Consider the following 17,917-nt stretch of genomic DNA (forward strand, 5'->3'; position numbering starts at 1 on the left):
GCGCGAAACTACTTCGCCGTCGTCGCCATTGCCGCCACTCTGCTCTGGATAAGGTAACTGTCCACACGGCCTAGTGCGCCTCGTTATGCGGCGAGACATTCCGCTTTGCAGCCGGAGGGTGGGACGCGGGGCGCGACGCCGGATGCGACGCGGCGGCAACTCGGTGTGGCGCCGGAGCAGCGGGTGGATGCTGGGGCAGCCTCGGGACCGCGGCAACGGCACCTGGTTTTGGCGTCGGTGGGGCTGCGACCGGTTTCGCTGCGACATTTGCCGGCTTCGCTGCAGCATTCAGAGGCTTCGCTTCCGGTCTGACCACCGCATTCGGCGGCTTGGGCAACGCTCCGTTGGTCGGCGCAGCGTGCTCCGAGCCAACAGATGCCCTGTTTTCAAGTGGCTTGTTCGCGGCGGGAGGATCGTTCGCAAGAGGCTTATTGGCGGGTGGGGTGGCCGCAAGCGGCTTGCTCTCGAGCGGCTTGTTGGCGACCGCATTGTTCGCAGGCGCTTTGGGAGCGACCGGCTGCGGCAGCGGTGCGGGTCCCGGCTTTGCTTCGCGTGCAGCGACAATGCCCTTGCCGGTGAACTCGCCTGGCTTGGCTGTCGCAGCGATTGCCGGGCGGCCGTGGTTCTCGGAGGCGAGCAGCGCTCTGTTCGTGCTCGCCAGGTGCTGCTGCTGGATCTGTGCAGGCGCCGGAGTAACGTGGTGATCTTGCGCAGCCACCCGCTCTTGCGCCATCGGCTGAGTCGTGATTCCACCACTGCCGCCGTTGAAGCTGACACGCGTGACGTTGTTGATCACGGTCGTGCTATAGACGTTGGTGACGTTGACGCTGCCGAAATTATTGACGGTGCGGTTGTAGGCCAACACGCCATTGTCCCAGTGGCCGCCTTCATAGCCGACGCCGCCATAGCCGAAACCATAGTTGACGCCACCGTAGAAACCGACACGCGGCCCCCAATAGCCGGTGTTCCACGCGTAGACGCCCTCACGCCACGCCCAGTAACCGGGTGTCCACAACAAGCCAACGGCCGGCGGCTCCACCCAGGTTCCCGGAACCCAGTAATATCCGTCCGGGCCGTAAGCCCAGTAGCCGGGCGTCCAAATGTACCCAGGCGCGGGAAGCGGCGGTTGCTCGTACACCGGAAGCTCGGGCGGGGCGATCGTAATGCTGATGATTTGGGCTTGGGTGACAGGTGAAACGACTAGCGCGGCAAGAAGCCCGATGATGAATAGAAGGCGTCGCATGTTTGTTCCTTCCACATGAGCAGCTCCCCGCGAGTCGGAACGATGTTGAGCGAATGACGCAACATTATGGCGCACTGGTCTAGTGCAGCAGCCTGTACTGGATGATGTAGGCGGCGGCGCCGGCGAGATAGCCGAGCAAGGCAAGGCCGCTGATGCGTCGGACGTACCAGAAGAACTGGATCTTCTCCAAACCCATCGCGGCGACGCCTGCCGCCGAGCCGATGATCAGGATCGATCCACCGGTGCCGGCGCAGTAAGCGATGAACTCCCACAGGAAGCTGTCGGCCGGATATTGCGTCAGGCTGTACATGCCCATCGTCGCCGCCACCAGCGGCACGTTATCGACGACGGCGCTGACCAACCCGAGCGCAATGACAATGATGTCCTGGCGCCCGATCTTCGCCGCCAGCCAGTTGGCCAGCATCTCGAGAACGTGAGTGTGCTCGAGCGCCGCGACCGCCAGCAGGATCCCCACGAAGAAGACGATCGAGCTCATGTCGATCCGCGTCAGCGCGTGGACCAGGGTGAGATGTCGCTTTTCGTCTTCCTCCTTGTGCCGATGGATCAATTCACCGACCATCCAGAGGATGCCCAGGCCGAACAGGATGCCCATGAACGGCGGCAGGTGCGTCGCGGTCTTGAACACGGGCACCGCGATCAGCGTACCGAGGCCGAGATAGAACATCATGTTGCGCTCGAAGATGCTGGTTGCCGAGCTTTCGCGGTCCTGCTCACGGAGCGCCGGGATCTCCTTGCCTCTTAACAGGTAGCCGACGACGAGGAGGGGCACGACCAGGTTGATCAGCGAGGCCAGGAAAACCCCTTCGATGATCGAGAGCGGCGTGATCTGTCCGCCGATCCACAGCATCGTGGTGGTCACGTCGCCGATCGCCGACCAGGCGCCGCCGGCATTGGCCGCGATCACGATCATGGACGCGAAAAACAGGCGGTCGCTCGCGCTGTCGAGCAGCTTGCGCATCAGCGATATCATCACGATCGTGGTCGTCAGGTTGTCCAGGATCGCGCTTAGGAAAAAGGTCACGAAACCGATCAGCCACATCAGGGTGACTTGCTTCCTGGTGCGGATCAGCGAGGTGATGACCTCAAAGCCGTTGTGGGCATCGATCACCTCGACGATCGTCATCGCGCCGATCAGGAAGAAGACGATCTGGGCGGTCGCGGAGACGGACTCGTTGAGCTGCTTGTCGATCAGCCCCGGGTCTCCGCTCGCGACGGCATAGACCGTCCAGAGCATTCCCGCGCCGAGCAAGGCCGAGGCCGACTTGTTGATGCCGATCGGATGCTCCAGCGCAATCGCGGCGTAAGCGATGACGAAAATCGCGATGATTGCGGCTAGCAAAACCTGCCCCTGTGAACCCGCAAGGCCGAAAGCAGTTCTTGATCAATTCTTGGGCTGTCCGAAATCCAGCGGGGGCAGCTCGATCTCCGGAACCTCGATCTTGACGGAGTTCGGATCGACGGTCGAAATGGAGCCCTTGTAGTGCATCACCATCGACGGGAACAGGATGACCAGCCCGACCATGATGATCTGGATCACGACGAACGGCACCGCCCCCCAATAGATCTGGCCCGTCGTCACCGGCTCCATGCGCTTGCCGGTGACGCGATCGATAAAGGATTCCTTCGGAGCCACCGAGCGCAGATAGAACAGGGCGAAGCCGAACGGCGGATGCATGAACGAGGTCTGCATGTTGACGCCGAGGATCACGCCGAACCAGATCAGGTCGATGCCGAGCTTCTCGGCCGCGGGCCCGAGCAGCGGGATCACGATGAAGGCGAGTTCGAAGAAATCGAGGAAGAAGGCGAGGACGAAGACGATCGCATTGACGACGATCAGGAAGCCGACCTGGCCGCCGGGAAGCGAGGTCAGGAGATGCTCGACCCATACATGGCCGTTGACGCCATAGAAGGTCAGCGAGAAGACGCGGGCGCCGACAAGGATGAATACCACGAAGGCCGACAGTTTCGCAGTCGATTCCACAGCCTGCCGGATCAGATCCCAGCTCAGCCGGCGCTTGATGGCGCCGAGAATGATCGCGCCCGCGGCGCCCATAGCGCCGCCTTCGGTCGGCGTGGCAAGGCCGATGAAGATGGTGCCGAGCACCAGGAAGATCAGGAACAGTGGCGGCACCATTACGAACGTGGTTTGCTGTGCCATCGCCGAGAGGAAGCGGAAGCCTGTGAGCTTGTCGATGATCCAGTTAAGGACGGCGACGAAGAACGCGAACAGGATGCCGAAGAGCATGCTGAGCACGACATAGTCGGCGCCGCTTACGGCGGAGCCCCGCATCATGAACCAACCGAACACGGAACTCGCAATGAACAGCGCGCCGAGCGACCACAGCCCGCGGCTGCCATTCTTTTCGCGGAAGCCGATGGCTTCTGGAGGAAGGCCGGGTACCGCCTTGGGGAACAGCAGCGTGACCAGGAAGGCGTAGCCGGCATAAAGGCCGGCAAGCACGAGGCCCGGAATGAACGCGCCTTCGTACATGTCGCCGACCGACTTGCCGAGCTGGTCGGCCATCACGATCAGCACCAGGGAAGGCGGAATGATCTGGGCCAGGGTGCCGGAAGCGGCGATGATGCCGGTGGCCATGCGACGGTCGTAGCCGTAGCGGAGCATGATCGGCAGCGAGATCAGGCCCATCGAGATCACGGATGCGGCGACGACGCCGGTCGTGGCGGCGAGCAGCGCGCCGACGAAAACGACGGCGTAGGCGAGGCCGCCGCGAATGGTGCCGAACAGTTGGCCGATGGTGTCGAGCAGATCCTCGGCCATGCCGGAGCGTTCGAGGACAAGCCCCATGAAGGTGAAGAAGGGGATCGCCAATAGCGTGTCGTTGTTCATCACCCCGTAGACGCGTTCGGGCAGCGCCTGCAGGAAGTCGGGGTGGAATTGTCCAAGCTCGATTCCAACGACGGCGAAGATCAGCCCGACGGCGCCGAGCGAAAACGCGGCGGGATAGCCGAGCAGAAGCGTGATAACCAGCGCCGCGAACATGATCGGCGCCATATTGTCGATAAGAAAAGCTGTCATCCAAATTTCCCCGCGATCGCCTGCGATCAGCGCTTTTCGATCGCCTCAACGAGGTGTTCGACTTCGGCCTCGATGGCATTCACCTGCGTGTCGTGCGGATCCGGAATGAGGCCGCGCATCACGGCGATGCGCTTGATCAGTTCGGATATTCCCTGGACAAATAGATAAGCGAATCCGATGACGATCAGCGACTTGGCCGGCCATTGCGGCAGACCGCCGGCATTGCCGGATTGCTCGTTGAGCTCGTAGGACCGCACGAAGAACGGGCCGCCGGTGATGATCATGACGATGCAGAGCGGCAGCAGGAAGAACGCGTGACCGATGACGTCGATGATGTTGCGTACCTTCTTGGGCAGCGCGTTGTTGACGATATCGATTCGGATGTGTTCGTTGTCGAGCAAGGTCCAGGGGGCGCACAACAGGAATACGACGCTGAACAACACCCATTGAAGCTCAAGCCAGGAGTTGGACGACATATCAAGTGTCTTGCGGACGATGGCGTTGACAGCCGAGATGATGACCGCGACCAGGATCAGCCATGCCAGGCGCTTGCCGGTCCAGCGTGTGAACGCGTCAATGCCACGGCTCAATTTCAAGAGCGATTGCAACCGATGATCCTCCCCGCTTCGGACCCTTGCCGTCTTGACTGCGCCCACCGGGCGCAGTGGCTTATCCAGCCAAGCTAGCATGAAGCCCGCCGCACCAAACCAGCGGGCAGAGCCGGCGTCAATCGGAAGTTTGTTGATATTGAAGGGGAATTGGCGGTGCGGTAGGCCGAGCGCCCGTCCTGCGCCGGCCACTTTTAGCAATGGGGATTCGAGAAAGAACTTGGCCGGATCGATCCGACCGTCCGGTTATTGCTTCGGTGTAGGACTGAAATCCAGCGGCGGCAGGTCGATCTGCGGCACCTCGATCTTCACCTTGTTCAGGTCGACGTCGAGGGGCTCGTGAGCAGGGCCGTCACCGTGATCGGGAAGGCGATCACCAGCGCGACCATGATCGCCTGCAATCCGATCCAGGGCATCGCGCCCTAATAGATGTCGGAGCTCTTCACTTCCTTCGGCGCTACGCCGCGCAAGTAGAACAGCGCGAATCCGAACGGCGGGTGCAGGAACGACGTCTGCATGTTCGCGCAGAGCATGACGCCGAACCAGATCAGCGCCGCGTCGGGGCCGACGACCGGCGCCAGGATCTTCTGCGCGACCGGCGCGATCATCGGCAGGATGACGAAAGCGATCTCGAAGAAGTCGAGGAAGAAGGCCAGGAAGAAGATGAAGAGGTTGATGAAGATCAGGAAGCCCCAGACGTCGCCGAGCAGCGATGTCAGATGGTGCTCGAGCCAGACGTCGCCGGAGACACCGAGGAACACGACCGAGAAGCAGGTCGAGCCGATCAGAATGAAGGTGACCATGCAGGTGATGCGCATGATCGTCTCATAGCCCTGCTTGATCAGGTCGCGCAGGTCGGGAATGCGCACCGCCTCGAGGCAGATCCAGACCACCGCAAGGTAGGTGATGGCGAACATGATCTTGAAGATCAGGTTCTCGCTGTAGAGGATCGCGACGATGGTGCCGATGCCGGCGGCAACGACGCCGGCTTCGGTCGGCGTCGCAAGCCCCATCATCATGGTGCCGAGCACGACGAAGATCAGCACCGCCGACGGGATGAGGCCGAGCAGGCACTTCTTCCACAATGCCCAGCCGGTCAGCGTGCGCGCTTCCTTCGGCACTGCCGGCACGTGGCTCGGCTTGATGATGCCAAGCAGGAAGGTGTAGCCGGCGAACAGCAGGATCTGGAAGATCGACGGCCCCCAGGCGCCGAGATACATGTCGCCGACCGATTTGCCGAGCTGGTCGGCAAGCACGATCAGAGGAATCCGAACGAAAGCCCGACTGCGGCCAGCGTGAACGCCACGGGGTAGTGAAAGCTGCCAGTCCATTTCAGCGCGGATTGATAGCGTCAATCGGAAAATGGGCAAATTGACGCGAGGACCAAGCCGCTGTGGGCTTGGTGAATCGCGGAGCGATTGGGGCTCTGGAGGAGGCCGGTCGGGGCGGCGGCCTCAGCCGCCGGTGACGCTCATATGCCGGCTGACGCTGGGGCGGTTGTGGCGGCGGTCGATGATGAAATCATGCCCCTTCGGCTTCAGGCCGATGGCGCGGTCGATCGCGGCTGACAACAGCTCGTTGTCTGCCGACGCCCGCAGCGGTTTGCGCAAATCGGAGGCATCCTCGTGGCCCAGGCAGGTGTGCAGCGTGCCGGTGCAGGTGATGCGCACGCGGTTGCAGGATTCGCAGAAATTGTGGGTCATCGGCGTGATGAGGCCGAGCTTGCCGCCGGTCTCGCTGACCCGGACATAGCGGGCAGGGCCGCCGGTGCTCTCGTCGAGATCGGTCAGCGTGAACTGCTTTTCCAGCCGGGCGCGGACAAGCGATAGCGGCACATACTGATCGATACGGCCGGCGCCGATGTCGCCCATCGGCATCACCTCGATCAAGGTCAGCGCCATGCCCTTGCCGTGCGCCCACTCCATCAGCGAGGGGATCTCGTCCTCGTTCATATTCTTCAACGCCACCGCGTTGATCTTGACCGCAAGTCCTGCGGCCCGTGCCGCCTCGATGCCGGCCAGCACCTTGTCGATGTCGCCCCAGCGCGTGATGGCGCGGAATTTGTCGGCATCGAGCGTGTCGAGCGAGACGTTGATGCGGCGCACGCCGCAATCGGCGAGTTCGCCGGCGAAGCGCGCGAGCTGCGAGGCGTTGGTGGTCAGCGTCAATTCATCGAGCGCGCCGTTCGCAAGATGCCGCGACAGCGAGCGCACCAGCGTCATCACGTTGCGCCGCACCAGGGGCTCGCCGCCGGTGAGGCGGAGCTTGCGCACGCCCTTGGCGATGAAGGCCGAGCAGAGCCGGTCGAGCTCTTCCAGCGTCAGGAGATCGGCTTTCGGCAGAAAGGTCATGTCTTCCGACATGCAGTAGAAGCAGCGCAAGTCACAGCGGTCGGTGACGGAGACGCGCAGGTAGCGGATCGTCCGGCCGAACGGATCGGTCATCGGACGGAACAGGGATTCGGATGGAGGAAGCGAAATCGCGCTCATTCACACGCCTTGCCAACGCCTTGCTCGACGGAGCCGGACGAAAAGGAAGTGACGCTCCGCCAGCACAATCTAGGCAGCTTGTTACCGTCCGACAATGCGCTCCGTCAAACAGTGCAGTGCGAACGTGCAAATCAGCGCTGCACCGGCGCGTTCGGGTCGGGGAAGGCCGAGCCATTGGCCGCGGCGGCCGGTTCGGCCGCAGGTGCTGCCGCAGCGGCTGGCTTCGGCCGCTTCGGCCGCGGCTTGCGCGCCCTGGGCGGCGGAGCCGTGGGCTTCAGTTCCGCAACCACGGGATTTGGATCGACGACGGTCGATGCCGCAGTGGTGAGGTCGCCGGGGTTGCGGACCACCGTGACCGGAACCGTGGCCGATTCATACTTCGGCAGGTTGAAGGTGACGGAGAAGCCGCTGTCGGGCGCTGCCACCGAGACGGTGCAGGGCGTTTTGCAGCCCGGTCCGACCGAGGTCACCGCATCCGCGCCCGGAGGCGTCGATTCGAGCTGAACCTGGACCGGCGCAGGCGCCGACTTGAACGAATCCCAAGAAAAAGACGAACAGCCCGCCAGGCTTGCCCCGGCGACGGCAATCGCGATGACACGACGCATAATTGATCCACCTAACTGTGGCTGAGAGCCACAATCCCCGGGCGGACCATAGGAGGGTGGGCACTGCGGCGCAACGGCGCAGGGCGAATTCGCTAGGCGATGGTTAATAAGGACGCGTGGCGTTGCAAAAAAGCAACGTTAGCTCAGTAGGTTACGAGATATTCACGGTCTTGGCGAGGCTGTCGACAGCCGCCGGCAGCTCCCGCATATGGCCGATCAGCCGATCCGGCTTCAATTCGGCGATAGGTATCTCGGTATAGCCGAATTCAACCCCAATCACCGGGATACCGGCTCGTCGGGCGACCCCGACATCCGGCCCGCCATCGCCGACCATGATTGCGGAGGATAACTGTCCCTCCGCCCGCGCCACCGTTTGCCGGAGGATCGCCGGATCCGGTTTCGAGATCCCAAAGGTGTCAGCCCCGCAGATCGCCGCAAACCGGCCGCTCAGGCCGAGCTGATCGAGCAGGAGCTTTGACAGGAATTCGAGCTTGTTGGTGCAGACCGCGAAGCGGAACCCCTGCACGGCGAGCTCGTCCAGCGCGGTTTCCAGGCCTTCGAACGGGCGCGATTCGTTGGCGATATGGGCGGCGTAATAGTCGATGAAATCCTTGGTCAGCCGGCTGATGTCGTTGGTGCTGGCGTGGCGGCCCTCGAGCTCGAGCGCGCGCTCGATCAATCTGCGGGCGCCGCCGCCGATCATGGTCCGCGCCGATTGCAGCGGCACCGGGGCCAAGCCCTCGCGGTCCAGCACGTAATTCAGCGCGCTGATCAGGTCGGGCGCGGTATCGACGAGGGTACCGTCGAGATCGAAAACGACAATGCCGGGAGAGTTCATCCTCCTTTGGCTATCGTTTCCGGCGCCGTCATGCAAGAGAAGAGGGCGGACTTCGCTGTGAGCGTGATGGGAGGGCGTTCCATGCGTGAACTTGCCGGCAGAACAGCTTTTGTCACGGGCGGGGCCAGCGGCATCGGCCTTGCGCTCGGTCGTGCGTTCGCAGAGGCCGGCATGAAGGTGATGCTCGCCGATATCGAGGCGGAGGCGCTGGAACGCGCTGTCAAAAGTCTGGCTGAGTTTGGCCCGAGCATCAGAGGCACGATCTGCGATGTCGCCGATCCCGCAAGCGTCGAGGACGCCGCGGGCGCCACGTTCGATGCCTTCGGCAATGTCCACATTCTCTGCAACAATGCCGGCGTCGCCGCCGGCGGCGGCATCGACACTATCTCGCTCGAGAGCTGGCGCTGGGTGATCGATGTCAATCTGATGGGCGTCGTGCATGGCATCGCAAGCTTCCTGCCGCATATGCGCAAGCACGGCGCGGGCGGACACATCGTCAACACCGCCTCGATGGCCGGGATGAACGGGGGGCTCGGCTTCAGCCCTTACTCGGCGACGAAATTCGCCGTCGTCAGCATGTCGGAAGGACTGGCCCTGCGGCTCAAGCCGCTTGGTATCGGCGTCAGCGTGCTGTGCCCGAGCTTCGTGCGGACCCGGATCGGCGAGAGCGGGCGCAACCGCCCTCCGCGCTACGGTCCATCACCCGCGCTTGATCCCGCGAGCCCGGCGGCCGCCATGGTCGCGGAGATCGCGCGGCAATTGGAGGCGGGCATCGATCCGGCCGATGTTGCCGCACGCGTGCTTGCCGCCATACGGGAAGATCGCCTCTATGTATTTACCCATCCCGGGATGCGGGCCGAGGTCGAGGCACGGTTTGCCGCGATCCTGGCCGCGATGGACGAGGTCTCAAGTTAATCTTTCGGTTGAGGACGAAGCATCTCGTCGCCGGAAGAAAGCGTGGAGAAACAGCGCGCTGGCACTGGATTCTGATCGAATATTAAAACTGCATTCCGCCGCCGTATAAGGCGCTATTGGCGCTGTCCCTGCGCCCAAAAGGCGGCTAGATATGCGCCCGCCGGAGCGGGGATGGGGCGCGCGCCCAAGCCTTAGAACTGATCCCGCGAACAAGCCTTGAGAACAAGTCCTGGGAAATCGTCGCACGTGGACATGGACGGATTGAAACGACAGGCCGCTGCGCGCGCCCTGCAAGAAGTGCGCGACGGCATGAAGCTCGGGCTCGGCACCGGGTCGACCGCCAAGCATTTCGTCGACCTGCTCGGCGAGAAGGTGCGGGCCGGCATGAAGGTCGTGGGCGTGCCGACCTCGGAGGCGACCCGCGCGCAGGCGGAAGCCTGCGGCATTGCGCTCGCCACGCTGGACGAGATCGACCATCTCGATCTGACGGTCGACGGCGCCGACGAGGTCGATCCCGCGCTCAACCTGATCAAGGGCGGTGGCGGCGCGCTGCTCCGCGAGAAGATCGTGGCGGCCGCATCCGATCGCATGGTCGTGATCGCCGATGAGAGCAAATGGGTCGATCCGCTCGGCCGTTTCCCGCTGCCGATCGAGGTGATCCCGTTCGGGCTCGCGGCGACCAAGGCCGTGATCGGCAAAGCCTTTGCGGAGGCCGGCGTTGCCGGCCAGATGGTGCTGCGGACGGGCAAGGACGGCCACGTTTTTGTCACCGATGGCGGCCACTGGATTGTCGATGCCCATCTGGGACGGATAGGGGATGCGCCGCGCCTGGCAGGACTGCTGAGCGTGATTCCGGGCGTTGTCGAGCACGGCTTGTTCATCGGTCTCGCCGGCACGGTCGTGCTGGCGGGTGCGCAGGGAATTCGCGTTGTTGAACGGCGCTGACGCCGTAAATTCTGGGAGAATTAGAATGACGAGCTTTGTACGGATTTTGTCGGCCGCGGGCCTCGGATTGGCTGTGGCCCTGACCGCCGTATCGGTGAGCGCGCAGCAGAAGGCGCCGGCTCCCGCGGCGGCGCCCACGCTGAAGGAAGGCTCGCCCGCGGCGATCGCCGCCGCCAAGGAAATCCTCAAGATGAAGAACGCGAGCGCGATGTACGCCAACGCCGTTCCCAACATCGTGCTGCAGACCAAGGAAAGCCTGGTGCAGTCGAACCTCAACTACCAGAAGGACCTCAACGAGGTTGCCACCATCGTCGCCAAGAACCTGGCCGGCCGCGAGCAGGAGATCGGCGACGGCATGGCCAAGGTCTATGCCAACGAATTCACCGAGCAGGAACTGAAGGACCTCGTCACCTTCTACAAGTCGCCGTTGGGCCAGAAGCTGCTCGCCAGCGAGCCCCGGGCAATCCAGTTCTCGATGTCCTATATGAACCAGTGGGCGCAGCAGTTCGCCGAGATTGTGAACGCCCAGTTCCGGGCCGAGATGCGCAAGCGCGGCAAGGAGATCTGATTTTCTGGTTTAGGACACAGCGCCATGGCTGAATACGACGTCGATCTGTTCGTCATCGGGGGCGGTTCGGGCGGGGTTCGCGCCGCCCGTATCGCCGCCGGCCATGGCGCCAAGGTAATGGTCGCCGAAGAGTACCGGATGGGCGGTACCTGCGTGATCCGCGGCTGCGTGCCAAAAAAGCTGTTCGTGATCGGCTCGCACGTCCAGCAGGAGATCGAGGACGCCGCCGGCTTCGGCTGGAGCATCCCGCAAGCCTCGTTCGACTGGCCGACGCTCGTCGCCAACAAGGACAAGGAAATTGCGCGGCTGGAGGCGGCCTATACGACCAATGTCGAAAAATCCGGCGCGCATATCGTCAAGACGCGGGCCGTCTTCGAGGACGCGCACACACTCCGTCTTTCGACCGGCGAGACGGTCAAGGCCAAGTACGTGCTGATCGCGACCGGCGGCGCGCCCAACCATGGGCCCGTGATTCCCGGTATCGAGCACGTGATCTCCTCCAACGAGGCATTCCACCTCGCCGAATTGCCGAGGCGCATCGTGATCCAGGGCGGCGGCTACATCGCGCTGGAATTCGCCGGCATCTTCGCCGGCTTCGGCTCCGACGTCACCGTGATCTACCGCGGCGACAACATTCTGCGCGGCTTCGACGAGGACGTCCGAGAGCATGTGCGTGCCGAGATGGAGAAGCGAGGCATCACCATCCTGACCGGCTGCACCGTCACCAAGGTCGACCGTCACGGCAAGGAATTCACCACGCATCTGTCCAACGGCTCGAGCCTTGCCTCCGAGAAGGTGATGTTCGCGATCGGCCGGCATCCGAATGTCGCCAATCTCGGCCTGGAGAAGGCGGGCGTCGCCATCAACCCGGACAATGGCGGCATTGCGGTCGATGCCTGGTCGAAAAGCTCGGTGCCGAACATCTACGCCATCGGCGACGTCACCCATCGCCATAACCTGACGCCGGTCGCAATCCGCGAGGGCCACGCCTTTGCCGACACCGTGTTCGGCAAGCGCCCGGTCATGGTCGATCACACCAGCATTCCGACCGCGGTGTTCTCGCATCCGGAGGTCGGCACTGTGGGTCTGACGGAGGCCGAGGCGCGCGCGCAATTCAGCCACGTCGACATCTACAAGACCAGTTTCCGCCCCATCAAGGCGACGATGTCAGGACGCGACACCCGCGTGTTGATGAAGCTCGTGGTCGACGGCGTTAGCGACCGCGTGCTCGGCTGTCACATCGTCGGCGATTGCGCCGCGGAGACCATCCAGGTGGTCGCGATCGCGGTGAAGATGAAAGCGACCAAGGCCGATTTCGACGCAACCTTCGCGTTGCATCCGACCGCCGCCGAAGAACTCGTGACCATGCGCACCCCGAGCGCGCGCTATGTGAGGCAAGCCGCGGAGTAGGTGCGTAGGGCGGATTGGCTTTTCGCCGCGGCGCGATCTGTAAAGCATCACTTGATATATGTAAGCTATTACCTTACATCATCGCCATGATCCGCTCGTTCCGGGACAAGGCTCTCGAACGGTTTTTCGCGACCGGGGACGGGCGTCGGCTCAGCGTGCAGAACTCGAAGCGGGTGGCCAATATTCTGCGGGCGCCGGACGATGCGTCGCGGCCCGAAGACATGAATTTGCCGGGGTTCCGCTTTCATGCCCTCGTCGGCCGCGAAAAAGGTCGGTACGCTGTGAACGCGAGCGGAAACTGGCGTATCACGTTCGGCTGGATCGAAGGCGATGCCGTCGACGTCGATCTGGAAGACTATCATTGAGGACAAGTTCATGGCCAGGAAGCTTCCGAAAAGAGGTTTACCGCCGATGCATCCGGGCGAACTTCTTCGCGAGGAGATTTTGCCCGCTATCGGTCGGCCCAAGACGGAGATCGCTAAGCTGCTGGGGGTTTCGCGCCAGACGCTTTACGATGTGCTTACGGAAAAGCAGCCGGTGACGCCGATCATGGCGTTGCGACTTGGGAAGCTGTGCGGGAACGGTCCCGATCTCTGGCTCAATTTGCAGAAGCGCTACGATTTGCATCGGGCGCAGCAAGAGCTTGGCGAGAGGATCAAGAATATCCCGACACTGGAAGTTGCCTGAATCGGGCTTGGCAGTGAAACCAGCCCATCACTGCACAAGACTGCGCACAGCCCATAACCCCACGAACAGCGCGCCGACCGAGCAGGCGAACGACACTGCCACATAGAGCAGCGTCAGGCCGAGCTCGCCGCGTTCATAGAGCAGGGCTGTATCGAGCGAGAACGAGGAGAAGGTGGTGAAGCCGCCGAGGATGCCCGTGGTCAGGAATAGACGCCAGGTCTGGGCGGCTTCCCCTCGGAAGGCGAAATAGCCCGCAAGCAAACCCATCACCAGCGAGCCTACGACGTTGACCGTCAGCGTCCCGTACGGGAAGCCGGTCCCGAACGTGCGGGCGGTGGAGAGATTGACGCCGTGACGCAAGGCGCCGCCAATTCCGGCGCCGACGGAAACCAGAACGTAACCGAGCATATCACCTACTTTCTATTCGTTTGGATGCATGGAGATTTCGGCAAGCGCCGTCGCAACGCCGAGGACCAGCAAGGCGATGACGAGTTCGGCCGCAGCACCGAAGACGAAGGCAAGGATCGAGGCTGCTGACACGGCGCAGAGCAGGGCGCGCGCGAAGCGGTCACCACTGATCAGGCGCAGCAGGACGCGCAGCCGCGTCATCGGCTGCCTCTGCGATATGCGCGTTGCTTTGGTTGCATCGCCGCCTCTTTCCTTTTCGAGGCAGCAAAAAACCCGCTGTCAGCGGGTTAGATCCATGCTCCCGCCGCAGCGAGGCTTGCCGCCTCACTCAGCAGGAGTCATTAGCCCACGACGGGCGGGTATCGGGGGACTCCATCCCCATCTGCAGTTACAGGCTAACACATGATCGACGCCGGTCAAGGAAGCTTGGTCTGGCTCGCCCGGCTACATCGCGCGCACGCTGGCGAGGAACTTGTCGACTTCGATTTCCAGATCGGAGGCGTTTTTTGCGAGGCTTCCCGAGGCGGCGAGCACGTTGCTGGCGGCCTGGCTGGTGTCGCCGATGGCGCGATTGGTTCCGCTGATGTTGGTGGTGACTTCCTTGGTCGCGGCGGCTTGCTCCTCCACGGCGCTCGCAATCGCGGTGCTGATCTCGTTGATCTCTGTGATGGTCTGCGAGATCGCCTTGAGCGCGGCGGCGGTGTCGCCGGTGGCCGCCTGCATCTCCTGGATCTGCGTGGCAATGTCCTCGGTTGCCTTCGCGGTTTGGCCGGCGAGCGCCTTCACCTCCGAGGCCACCACGGCGAATCCTCTGCCCGCGTCGCCGGCACGGGCCGATTCGATGGTCGCGTTCAGGGCGAGGAGGTTGGTCTGGCCGGCGATCTGGCTGATCAAGGCGACGACATCGCCGATCCGCTGCGCGACGGTCACAAGTCCCGTGACCAGCCTGTCCGATTTCTCGGCCTCTTCAACGGCCGCCTTGGCCACGCGGCTGGCTTCGGTGACCTGCCGGCTGATCTCGTTGACCGAAGAGGAGAGCTGTTCTGAGGCCGATGCTGCGCTCGATGACCTCTGATTGACGAATTCGGCGGTCGCCGAGAGCGACTGCGCCGTGGTCTGCATCTGGCCGGAAGCCGAGGCCAGCGTGCCCACGAGGCCCTTCACGTTCTTCTCGAAGTTATCAGCCAGCTTCACATTGCGGGTGACCACCGCCCAGCTCAGCATCGCGCCGGCATAATTGCCGTTCTTGTCCGACAGCGCGGAGACCCTGAGGTCGAGTGTTTCCGGTCCCAGCTTGATCTTGGCCGCGTGCGGCAAATTCCGCGGATCTCCGACGATGCGGCGCTGGTGCTGTGGATTCCTGTGAAAGATATCGAAGGATTTTCCGAGAATCTGGTCCGGCGGCACCGGGAGCAGGTGCTTGACGGTGTCGAGCGTCTTCAGGCTGGTCTTGTTGATGTAGGTGATCCTGCTATCGGGATCGCACATCATGATGTTGATGGGCATGTTGTCGAGCATCTGCAGTTGCCGTTCGGTCTCGGCCTCGAGCTTCGCCTTTTCAGTCGCCAGTTCCCAGGTCAGCATCGGTCCGGTGTAGCGGCCGCGGCTGTCCATCATCGCGGTCACCGTGAGGTCGAGGGTCTCGCCGCCGATCGTGATGCGCGCCTTGTGCGGCAAATTCTTCGGATTGGAGAGCAGCCGGCGCTGGCGCTGCGGTTCTTTATGGAAGATGTCGATCGATTGGCCGAGCAGGGCGTCGACCTTCACAGGCAACACATGCTCGATCTTCTTGAGATTCTGCCTGGTGGACTCGTTGAGGTAGATGATCTTGAAATCGGTCAGCTCGCAGATCATCACGCTGATCGGCATGTGATCCAACAGTCGAAATTCGCCTTTCGGCTTGAAACCCGAAAGCATCAGCTCATCCCCCAGCATTGCAACTTCCATGGATGCCCCGCGGCAGCCCCGTAAGCCGCGGAGAATCCGACGAGAAGGCACGGTAATTGATTCGACCGCACGTTTCCAAACTCGTACACTACAACTCTCGTCGCACGGTGCAGGGCGCAAACGAGCCAGCCGCGAGGTCGGGAACCTCATACGCCGCCACGCGAGGCAGTTTCGCTTTCGCCGCTCCGCCTGCGTGCGAGCGTCGAGGCCCGTTTCAAGCGTTTGAGAGAACCTTTCTGACGTTCGGCAATTAGGCGAACGAGGAAACACCTCAAAACCTGCGGAGAGTTCCATGCAAGTCCAGGAAATGATCAGCCGGCACCCACGGGCCCATGGCGAGGGCGATGGCCTGCTCGTCCGCTGCATCGAGGAATGCTATTCCTGCGCCCAGATCTGCACCTCTTGCGCCGACGCTTGCCTGGCGGAGGACATGGTCAAGTCGCTGACGCAATGCATCCGCCTCAATCTCGACTGTGCAGATGTCTGCAACGTCACGGGCAGGATGGCCACGCGTCAGACCGGCTGGGATGACGAGATGATCCGCCGCATGCTGCACACGTGCACTGCGGCCTGCCGGCTCTGCGCCGACGAATGCCAGAAACACGCAGGCGAGCACGAGCATTGCCGCATCTGCGCGGACGCCTGCCGCCGCTGCATGCAGGCCTGCGACGAGGCCGGACGCAGCATGGCGCATTGAGGGGATTGGCAAATCTCGCGGCGCAGCAGCGAAGACATTCCTCTTGCTATAATCGCCGGTTCCAGAATTAACCTGAAACCGCGGCATCAAGCTTAATTCTGGTATTCTGCTGCACTCGGGAAATCTCGGCACTAGGTTGCGGTATGCCAAACCGCAACCGCCGCAACGAGCCGCCATCAGCGCCCTGGATCAGAAACGATCTCCGCGCGAGGTACGAAGAGATTCTTCGCCTGCGAGCCAAGTTGAAGCGCTTGCTCGCAAAGAAAGCCCGTGGCCAATCGAAGCGACGGTCCAGCCACCATTAAAGCGAAGGACGAGCGTGATGTGCTCTTGCACATCCGAGAATACATTGGGCCACAAGCGTGAACGGCGAAATGGACTCAATGCCGGACTTGGGCAAAATGGGATCTCACTCTCGTGGAATTTGTGCACCCGGCGCGGCGTGACTGTGAGGCCTCCTTTCCGGCGGCGACACAATGCGATCGATTCTGCGGCACATAGCCTTGTAGCAATCGCATGCCGCTGCTTCGAGCCGCGGTCTGTCAATCTCAATCAGACCCCGTCGATTGGACCGGATGGCGCGCGACATCCGAAGCTTGTGCACGACCTGCGTCACGGTCGTTCGCCGCACGCCGAGCAAGATCGAAAGTTCCTCCTGCGTCACCGGCAGGGTGTCACCATGAATTCTATCGTGGATGTGGAGCAGCCACCGCGCCAAGCGGGCGTCGACCGAGTGCAGCGCATTGCAGGCGCCCACGTACTGGAATTGCGTCATCAGGACCCCGGTGTGGGCCCAAACCAAATCCCTGATCGCGCCACTGTGGCTGAAGGCCGCATGAAATCGTACAGGAGAAATCTGCAACGATGTCCCCGCGACGAGCACGATCGCGGTCCTCAGAGCGGGTGGGGCCCAGCGCCGACAACAGCCCCGCGGCTGCCTCATTCCCGATGACAGCGGTTGCCACCGTTTGTCCGTTGGGCAAGTCCAGCATGAACGAAATCGTCGCGCTGCATGGGAAATAGATCTGCTCAATTCGCTCCGTCGATCGTATCAGAACCTCGTCGCGTTCAAGCGATACGTTTCGGAGGTAGGGAGCGAGCAAATTAAAATCTGCCGGCGGCAGTGCAGCTAACAGTCGATTACCAACCCTGGTAGGGTGCTCCATCACGGGAAAGCTCCTTCCCTCGACGGACGCGCGGCTCTCTGCAGAAAATTTCGGGGGCCAGGCTGCGGTGCCGCGCCTGATGGTCTTTCATTTCGCTAAGTTGTCCTGCTTGAAACGCAGTGGTGGTAGCTTGGCAGCCTCTTCGCGAAGCACCTTAGCGTCCGCAACCGGCGGGAGCACAACCGATCTCTCGGTTACCGACGCCCGCGAATAAACGCCACCAGCAACGCTAAAATTATGCGCCTAAATCCAAAATCGCGCTAGGCCGTGTGGACTCTTGGGATTCTCAAATCAGATTGAACGTGATTCAAGGCTTTCTTTTAGGAGGAAGCC

Annotated in this window: 18 protein-coding genes, 1 pseudogene and 1 riboswitch; of the genes and pseudogenes, 7 read left to right on the plus strand and 12 right to left on the minus strand. The window is 62.4% G+C overall.

Annotation, left to right across the window (positions count from 1 at the left end; all coding sequences use genetic code 11):
- Positions 1 to 70: 70 nt before the first annotated feature.
- From AAFX91_RS26125 to gph, 8 genes and pseudogenes are all read right to left on the minus strand, one after another.
- Positions 71 to 1,243, minus strand: a complete 1,173-nt coding sequence (locus AAFX91_RS26125; protein ID WP_394568584.1) for a hypothetical protein — start codon at positions 1,241 to 1,243, stop codon at positions 71 to 73.
- Positions 1,244 to 1,322: 79 nt separating this feature from the next.
- Positions 1,323 to 2,603: a sodium:proton antiporter NhaD gene (gene nhaD / locus AAFX91_RS26130; protein ID WP_130578953.1), complete on the minus strand. Its 1,281-nt coding sequence runs from the start codon at positions 2,601 to 2,603 to the stop codon at positions 1,323 to 1,325.
- A gap of 42 nt (positions 2,604 to 2,645) precedes the next feature.
- Positions 2,646 to 4,301 (minus strand): TRAP transporter large permease subunit, encoded by a 1,656-nt coding sequence (locus AAFX91_RS26135; RefSeq protein ID WP_130578954.1) that lies wholly within the window; start codon positions 4,299 to 4,301, stop codon positions 2,646 to 2,648.
- A gap of 26 nt (positions 4,302 to 4,327) precedes the next feature.
- On the minus strand, positions 4,328 to 4,909 hold the full coding sequence (locus tag AAFX91_RS26140) for a TRAP transporter small permease subunit (RefSeq protein ID WP_130578955.1): 582 nt from the start codon (positions 4,907 to 4,909) through the stop codon (positions 4,328 to 4,330).
- 246 nt (positions 4,910 to 5,155) lie between these two features.
- A pseudogene (locus AAFX91_RS26145) lies at positions 5,156 to 6,171 on the minus strand (TRAP transporter large permease subunit); the annotation flags it as partial.
- A 192-nt stretch (positions 6,172 to 6,363) separates the two neighbouring features.
- Positions 6,364 to 7,398 carry a GTP 3',8-cyclase MoaA gene (moaA, locus tag AAFX91_RS26150; protein ID WP_394568585.1) on the minus strand — a complete coding sequence of 345 codons (1,035 nt, stop codon included), beginning with the start codon at positions 7,396 to 7,398 and terminating at the stop codon, positions 6,364 to 6,366.
- A gap of 131 nt (positions 7,399 to 7,529) precedes the next feature.
- On the minus strand, positions 7,530 to 8,003 hold the full coding sequence (locus AAFX91_RS26155; protein WP_282530307.1) for a hypothetical protein: 474 nt from the start codon (positions 8,001 to 8,003) through the stop codon (positions 7,530 to 7,532).
- Positions 8,004 to 8,154: 151 nt separating this feature from the next.
- Complete coding sequence (gene gph / locus AAFX91_RS26160) at positions 8,155 to 8,841, minus strand: phosphoglycolate phosphatase (protein ID WP_394568586.1); 687 nt, start codon at positions 8,839 to 8,841, stop codon at positions 8,155 to 8,157.
- Between the two features lie 81 nt (positions 8,842 to 8,922).
- On the opposite strand from gph, the gene AAFX91_RS26165 reads away from it, so the two are divergent.
- The 6 genes from AAFX91_RS26165 (at position 8,923) to AAFX91_RS26190 (ending at position 13,366) form a co-directional block, all read left to right on the plus strand.
- The gene (locus AAFX91_RS26165) at positions 8,923 to 9,756 is read left to right on the plus strand and encodes an SDR family NAD(P)-dependent oxidoreductase (protein WP_394568587.1); all 834 of its coding nucleotides are present in this window, start codon (positions 8,923 to 8,925) and stop codon (positions 9,754 to 9,756) included.
- A 252-nt stretch (positions 9,757 to 10,008) separates the two neighbouring features.
- Entirely contained in the window at positions 10,009 to 10,701 is a 693-nt protein-coding gene (gene rpiA / locus AAFX91_RS26170; RefSeq protein ID WP_394568588.1) for a ribose-5-phosphate isomerase RpiA, read from the plus strand.
- 25 nt (positions 10,702 to 10,726) lie between these two features.
- On the plus strand, positions 10,727 to 11,269 hold the full coding sequence (locus tag AAFX91_RS26175) for a DUF2059 domain-containing protein (RefSeq protein ID WP_394568589.1): 543 nt from the start codon (positions 10,727 to 10,729) through the stop codon (positions 11,267 to 11,269).
- A gap of 24 nt (positions 11,270 to 11,293) precedes the next feature.
- Positions 11,294 to 12,679, plus strand: coding sequence for a glutathione-disulfide reductase (gene gor, locus AAFX91_RS26180; protein ID WP_130578962.1), 1,386 nt, complete (start codon positions 11,294 to 11,296; stop codon positions 12,677 to 12,679).
- Between the two features lie 86 nt (positions 12,680 to 12,765).
- Positions 12,766 to 13,044: a type II toxin-antitoxin system RelE/ParE family toxin gene (locus AAFX91_RS26185; RefSeq protein WP_130578963.1), complete on the plus strand. Its 279-nt coding sequence runs from the start codon at positions 12,766 to 12,768 to the stop codon at positions 13,042 to 13,044.
- A gap of 10 nt (positions 13,045 to 13,054) precedes the next feature.
- Positions 13,055 to 13,366, plus strand: coding sequence for a HigA family addiction module antitoxin (locus AAFX91_RS26190; RefSeq protein WP_130578964.1), 312 nt, complete (start codon positions 13,055 to 13,057; stop codon positions 13,364 to 13,366).
- Positions 13,367 to 13,393: 27 nt separating this feature from the next.
- Here the strand turns inward: AAFX91_RS26190 and crcB are convergent, their stop codons facing one another.
- From crcB to AAFX91_RS26205, 3 genes are all read right to left on the minus strand, one after another.
- On the minus strand, positions 13,394 to 13,774 hold the full coding sequence (crcB, locus tag AAFX91_RS26195) for a fluoride efflux transporter CrcB (protein WP_394568590.1): 381 nt from the start codon (positions 13,772 to 13,774) through the stop codon (positions 13,394 to 13,396).
- 12 nt (positions 13,775 to 13,786) lie between these two features.
- Positions 13,787 to 13,975, minus strand: a complete 189-nt coding sequence (locus tag AAFX91_RS26200) for a hypothetical protein (RefSeq protein ID WP_130578966.1) — start codon at positions 13,973 to 13,975, stop codon at positions 13,787 to 13,789.
- Between the two features lie 124 nt (positions 13,976 to 14,099).
- Positions 14,100 to 14,163, minus strand: a riboswitch (Fluoride riboswitch).
- Between the two features lie 55 nt (positions 14,164 to 14,218).
- Positions 14,219 to 15,691, minus strand: a complete 1,473-nt coding sequence (locus AAFX91_RS26205) for a methyl-accepting chemotaxis protein (RefSeq protein WP_394568591.1) — start codon at positions 15,689 to 15,691, stop codon at positions 14,219 to 14,221.
- A 322-nt stretch (positions 15,692 to 16,013) separates the two neighbouring features.
- Between AAFX91_RS26205 and AAFX91_RS26210 the strand changes: the two genes are divergently transcribed.
- Positions 16,014 to 16,418, plus strand: coding sequence for a four-helix bundle copper-binding protein (locus AAFX91_RS26210; RefSeq protein ID WP_130578968.1), 405 nt, complete (start codon positions 16,014 to 16,016; stop codon positions 16,416 to 16,418).
- A 409-nt stretch (positions 16,419 to 16,827) separates the two neighbouring features.
- Here AAFX91_RS26210 and AAFX91_RS26215 read toward each other — a convergent pair whose 3' ends face one another.
- Positions 16,828 to 17,301 (minus strand): Crp/Fnr family transcriptional regulator, encoded by a 474-nt coding sequence (locus tag AAFX91_RS26215; protein WP_394568592.1) that lies wholly within the window; start codon positions 17,299 to 17,301, stop codon positions 16,828 to 16,830.
- Positions 17,302 to 17,917 lie beyond the last annotated feature (616 nt).

The sequence above is a fragment of the Bradyrhizobium sp. 31Argb genome (assembly GCF_043638955.1).
Classification (GTDB): Bacteria; Pseudomonadota; Alphaproteobacteria; order Rhizobiales; family Xanthobacteraceae; genus Bradyrhizobium.

What these genes read in the sequence shown, in the direction of transcription:
- rpiA (WP_394568588.1), top strand. Translation starts at nt 10,009, where the DNA reads ATGGACGGATTGAAACGACAGGCCGCTGCGCGCGCCCTGCAAGAAGTG.
- AAFX91_RS26210 (WP_130578968.1), top strand. Translation starts at nt 16,014, where the DNA reads ATGCAAGTCCAGGAAATGATCAGCCGGCACCCACGGGCCCATGGCGAG.
- AAFX91_RS26155 (WP_282530307.1), bottom strand. Translation starts at nt 8,003, where the DNA reads ATGCGTCGTGTCATCGCGATTGCCGTCGCCGGGGCAAGCCTGGCGGGC.
- AAFX91_RS26205 (WP_394568591.1), bottom strand. Translation starts at nt 15,691, where the DNA reads ATGCTTTCGGGTTTCAAGCCGAAAGGCGAATTTCGACTGTTGGATCAC.
- crcB (WP_394568590.1), bottom strand. Translation starts at nt 13,774, where the DNA reads ATGCTCGGTTACGTTCTGGTTTCCGTCGGCGCCGGAATTGGCGGCGCC.
- AAFX91_RS26200 (WP_130578966.1), bottom strand. Translation starts at nt 13,975, where the DNA reads ATGACGCGGCTGCGCGTCCTGCTGCGCCTGATCAGTGGTGACCGCTTC.
- AAFX91_RS26165 (WP_394568587.1), top strand. Translation starts at nt 8,923, where the DNA reads ATGCGTGAACTTGCCGGCAGAACAGCTTTTGTCACGGGCGGGGCCAGC.
- AAFX91_RS26135 (WP_130578954.1), bottom strand. Translation starts at nt 4,301, where the DNA reads ATGACAGCTTTTCTTATCGACAATATGGCGCCGATCATGTTCGCGGCG.
- AAFX91_RS26175 (WP_394568589.1), top strand. Translation starts at nt 10,727, where the DNA reads ATGACGAGCTTTGTACGGATTTTGTCGGCCGCGGGCCTCGGATTGGCT.
- moaA (WP_394568585.1), bottom strand. Translation starts at nt 7,398, where the DNA reads ATGAGCGCGATTTCGCTTCCTCCATCCGAATCCCTGTTCCGTCCGATG.
- gor (WP_130578962.1), top strand. Translation starts at nt 11,294, where the DNA reads ATGGCTGAATACGACGTCGATCTGTTCGTCATCGGGGGCGGTTCGGGC.
- AAFX91_RS26185 (WP_130578963.1), top strand. Translation starts at nt 12,766, where the DNA reads ATGATCCGCTCGTTCCGGGACAAGGCTCTCGAACGGTTTTTCGCGACC.
- AAFX91_RS26125 (WP_394568584.1), bottom strand. Translation starts at nt 1,243, where the DNA reads ATGCGACGCCTTCTATTCATCATCGGGCTTCTTGCCGCGCTAGTCGTT.
- AAFX91_RS26190 (WP_130578964.1), top strand. Translation starts at nt 13,055, where the DNA reads ATGGCCAGGAAGCTTCCGAAAAGAGGTTTACCGCCGATGCATCCGGGC.
- gph (WP_394568586.1), bottom strand. Translation starts at nt 8,841, where the DNA reads ATGAACTCTCCCGGCATTGTCGTTTTCGATCTCGACGGTACCCTCGTC.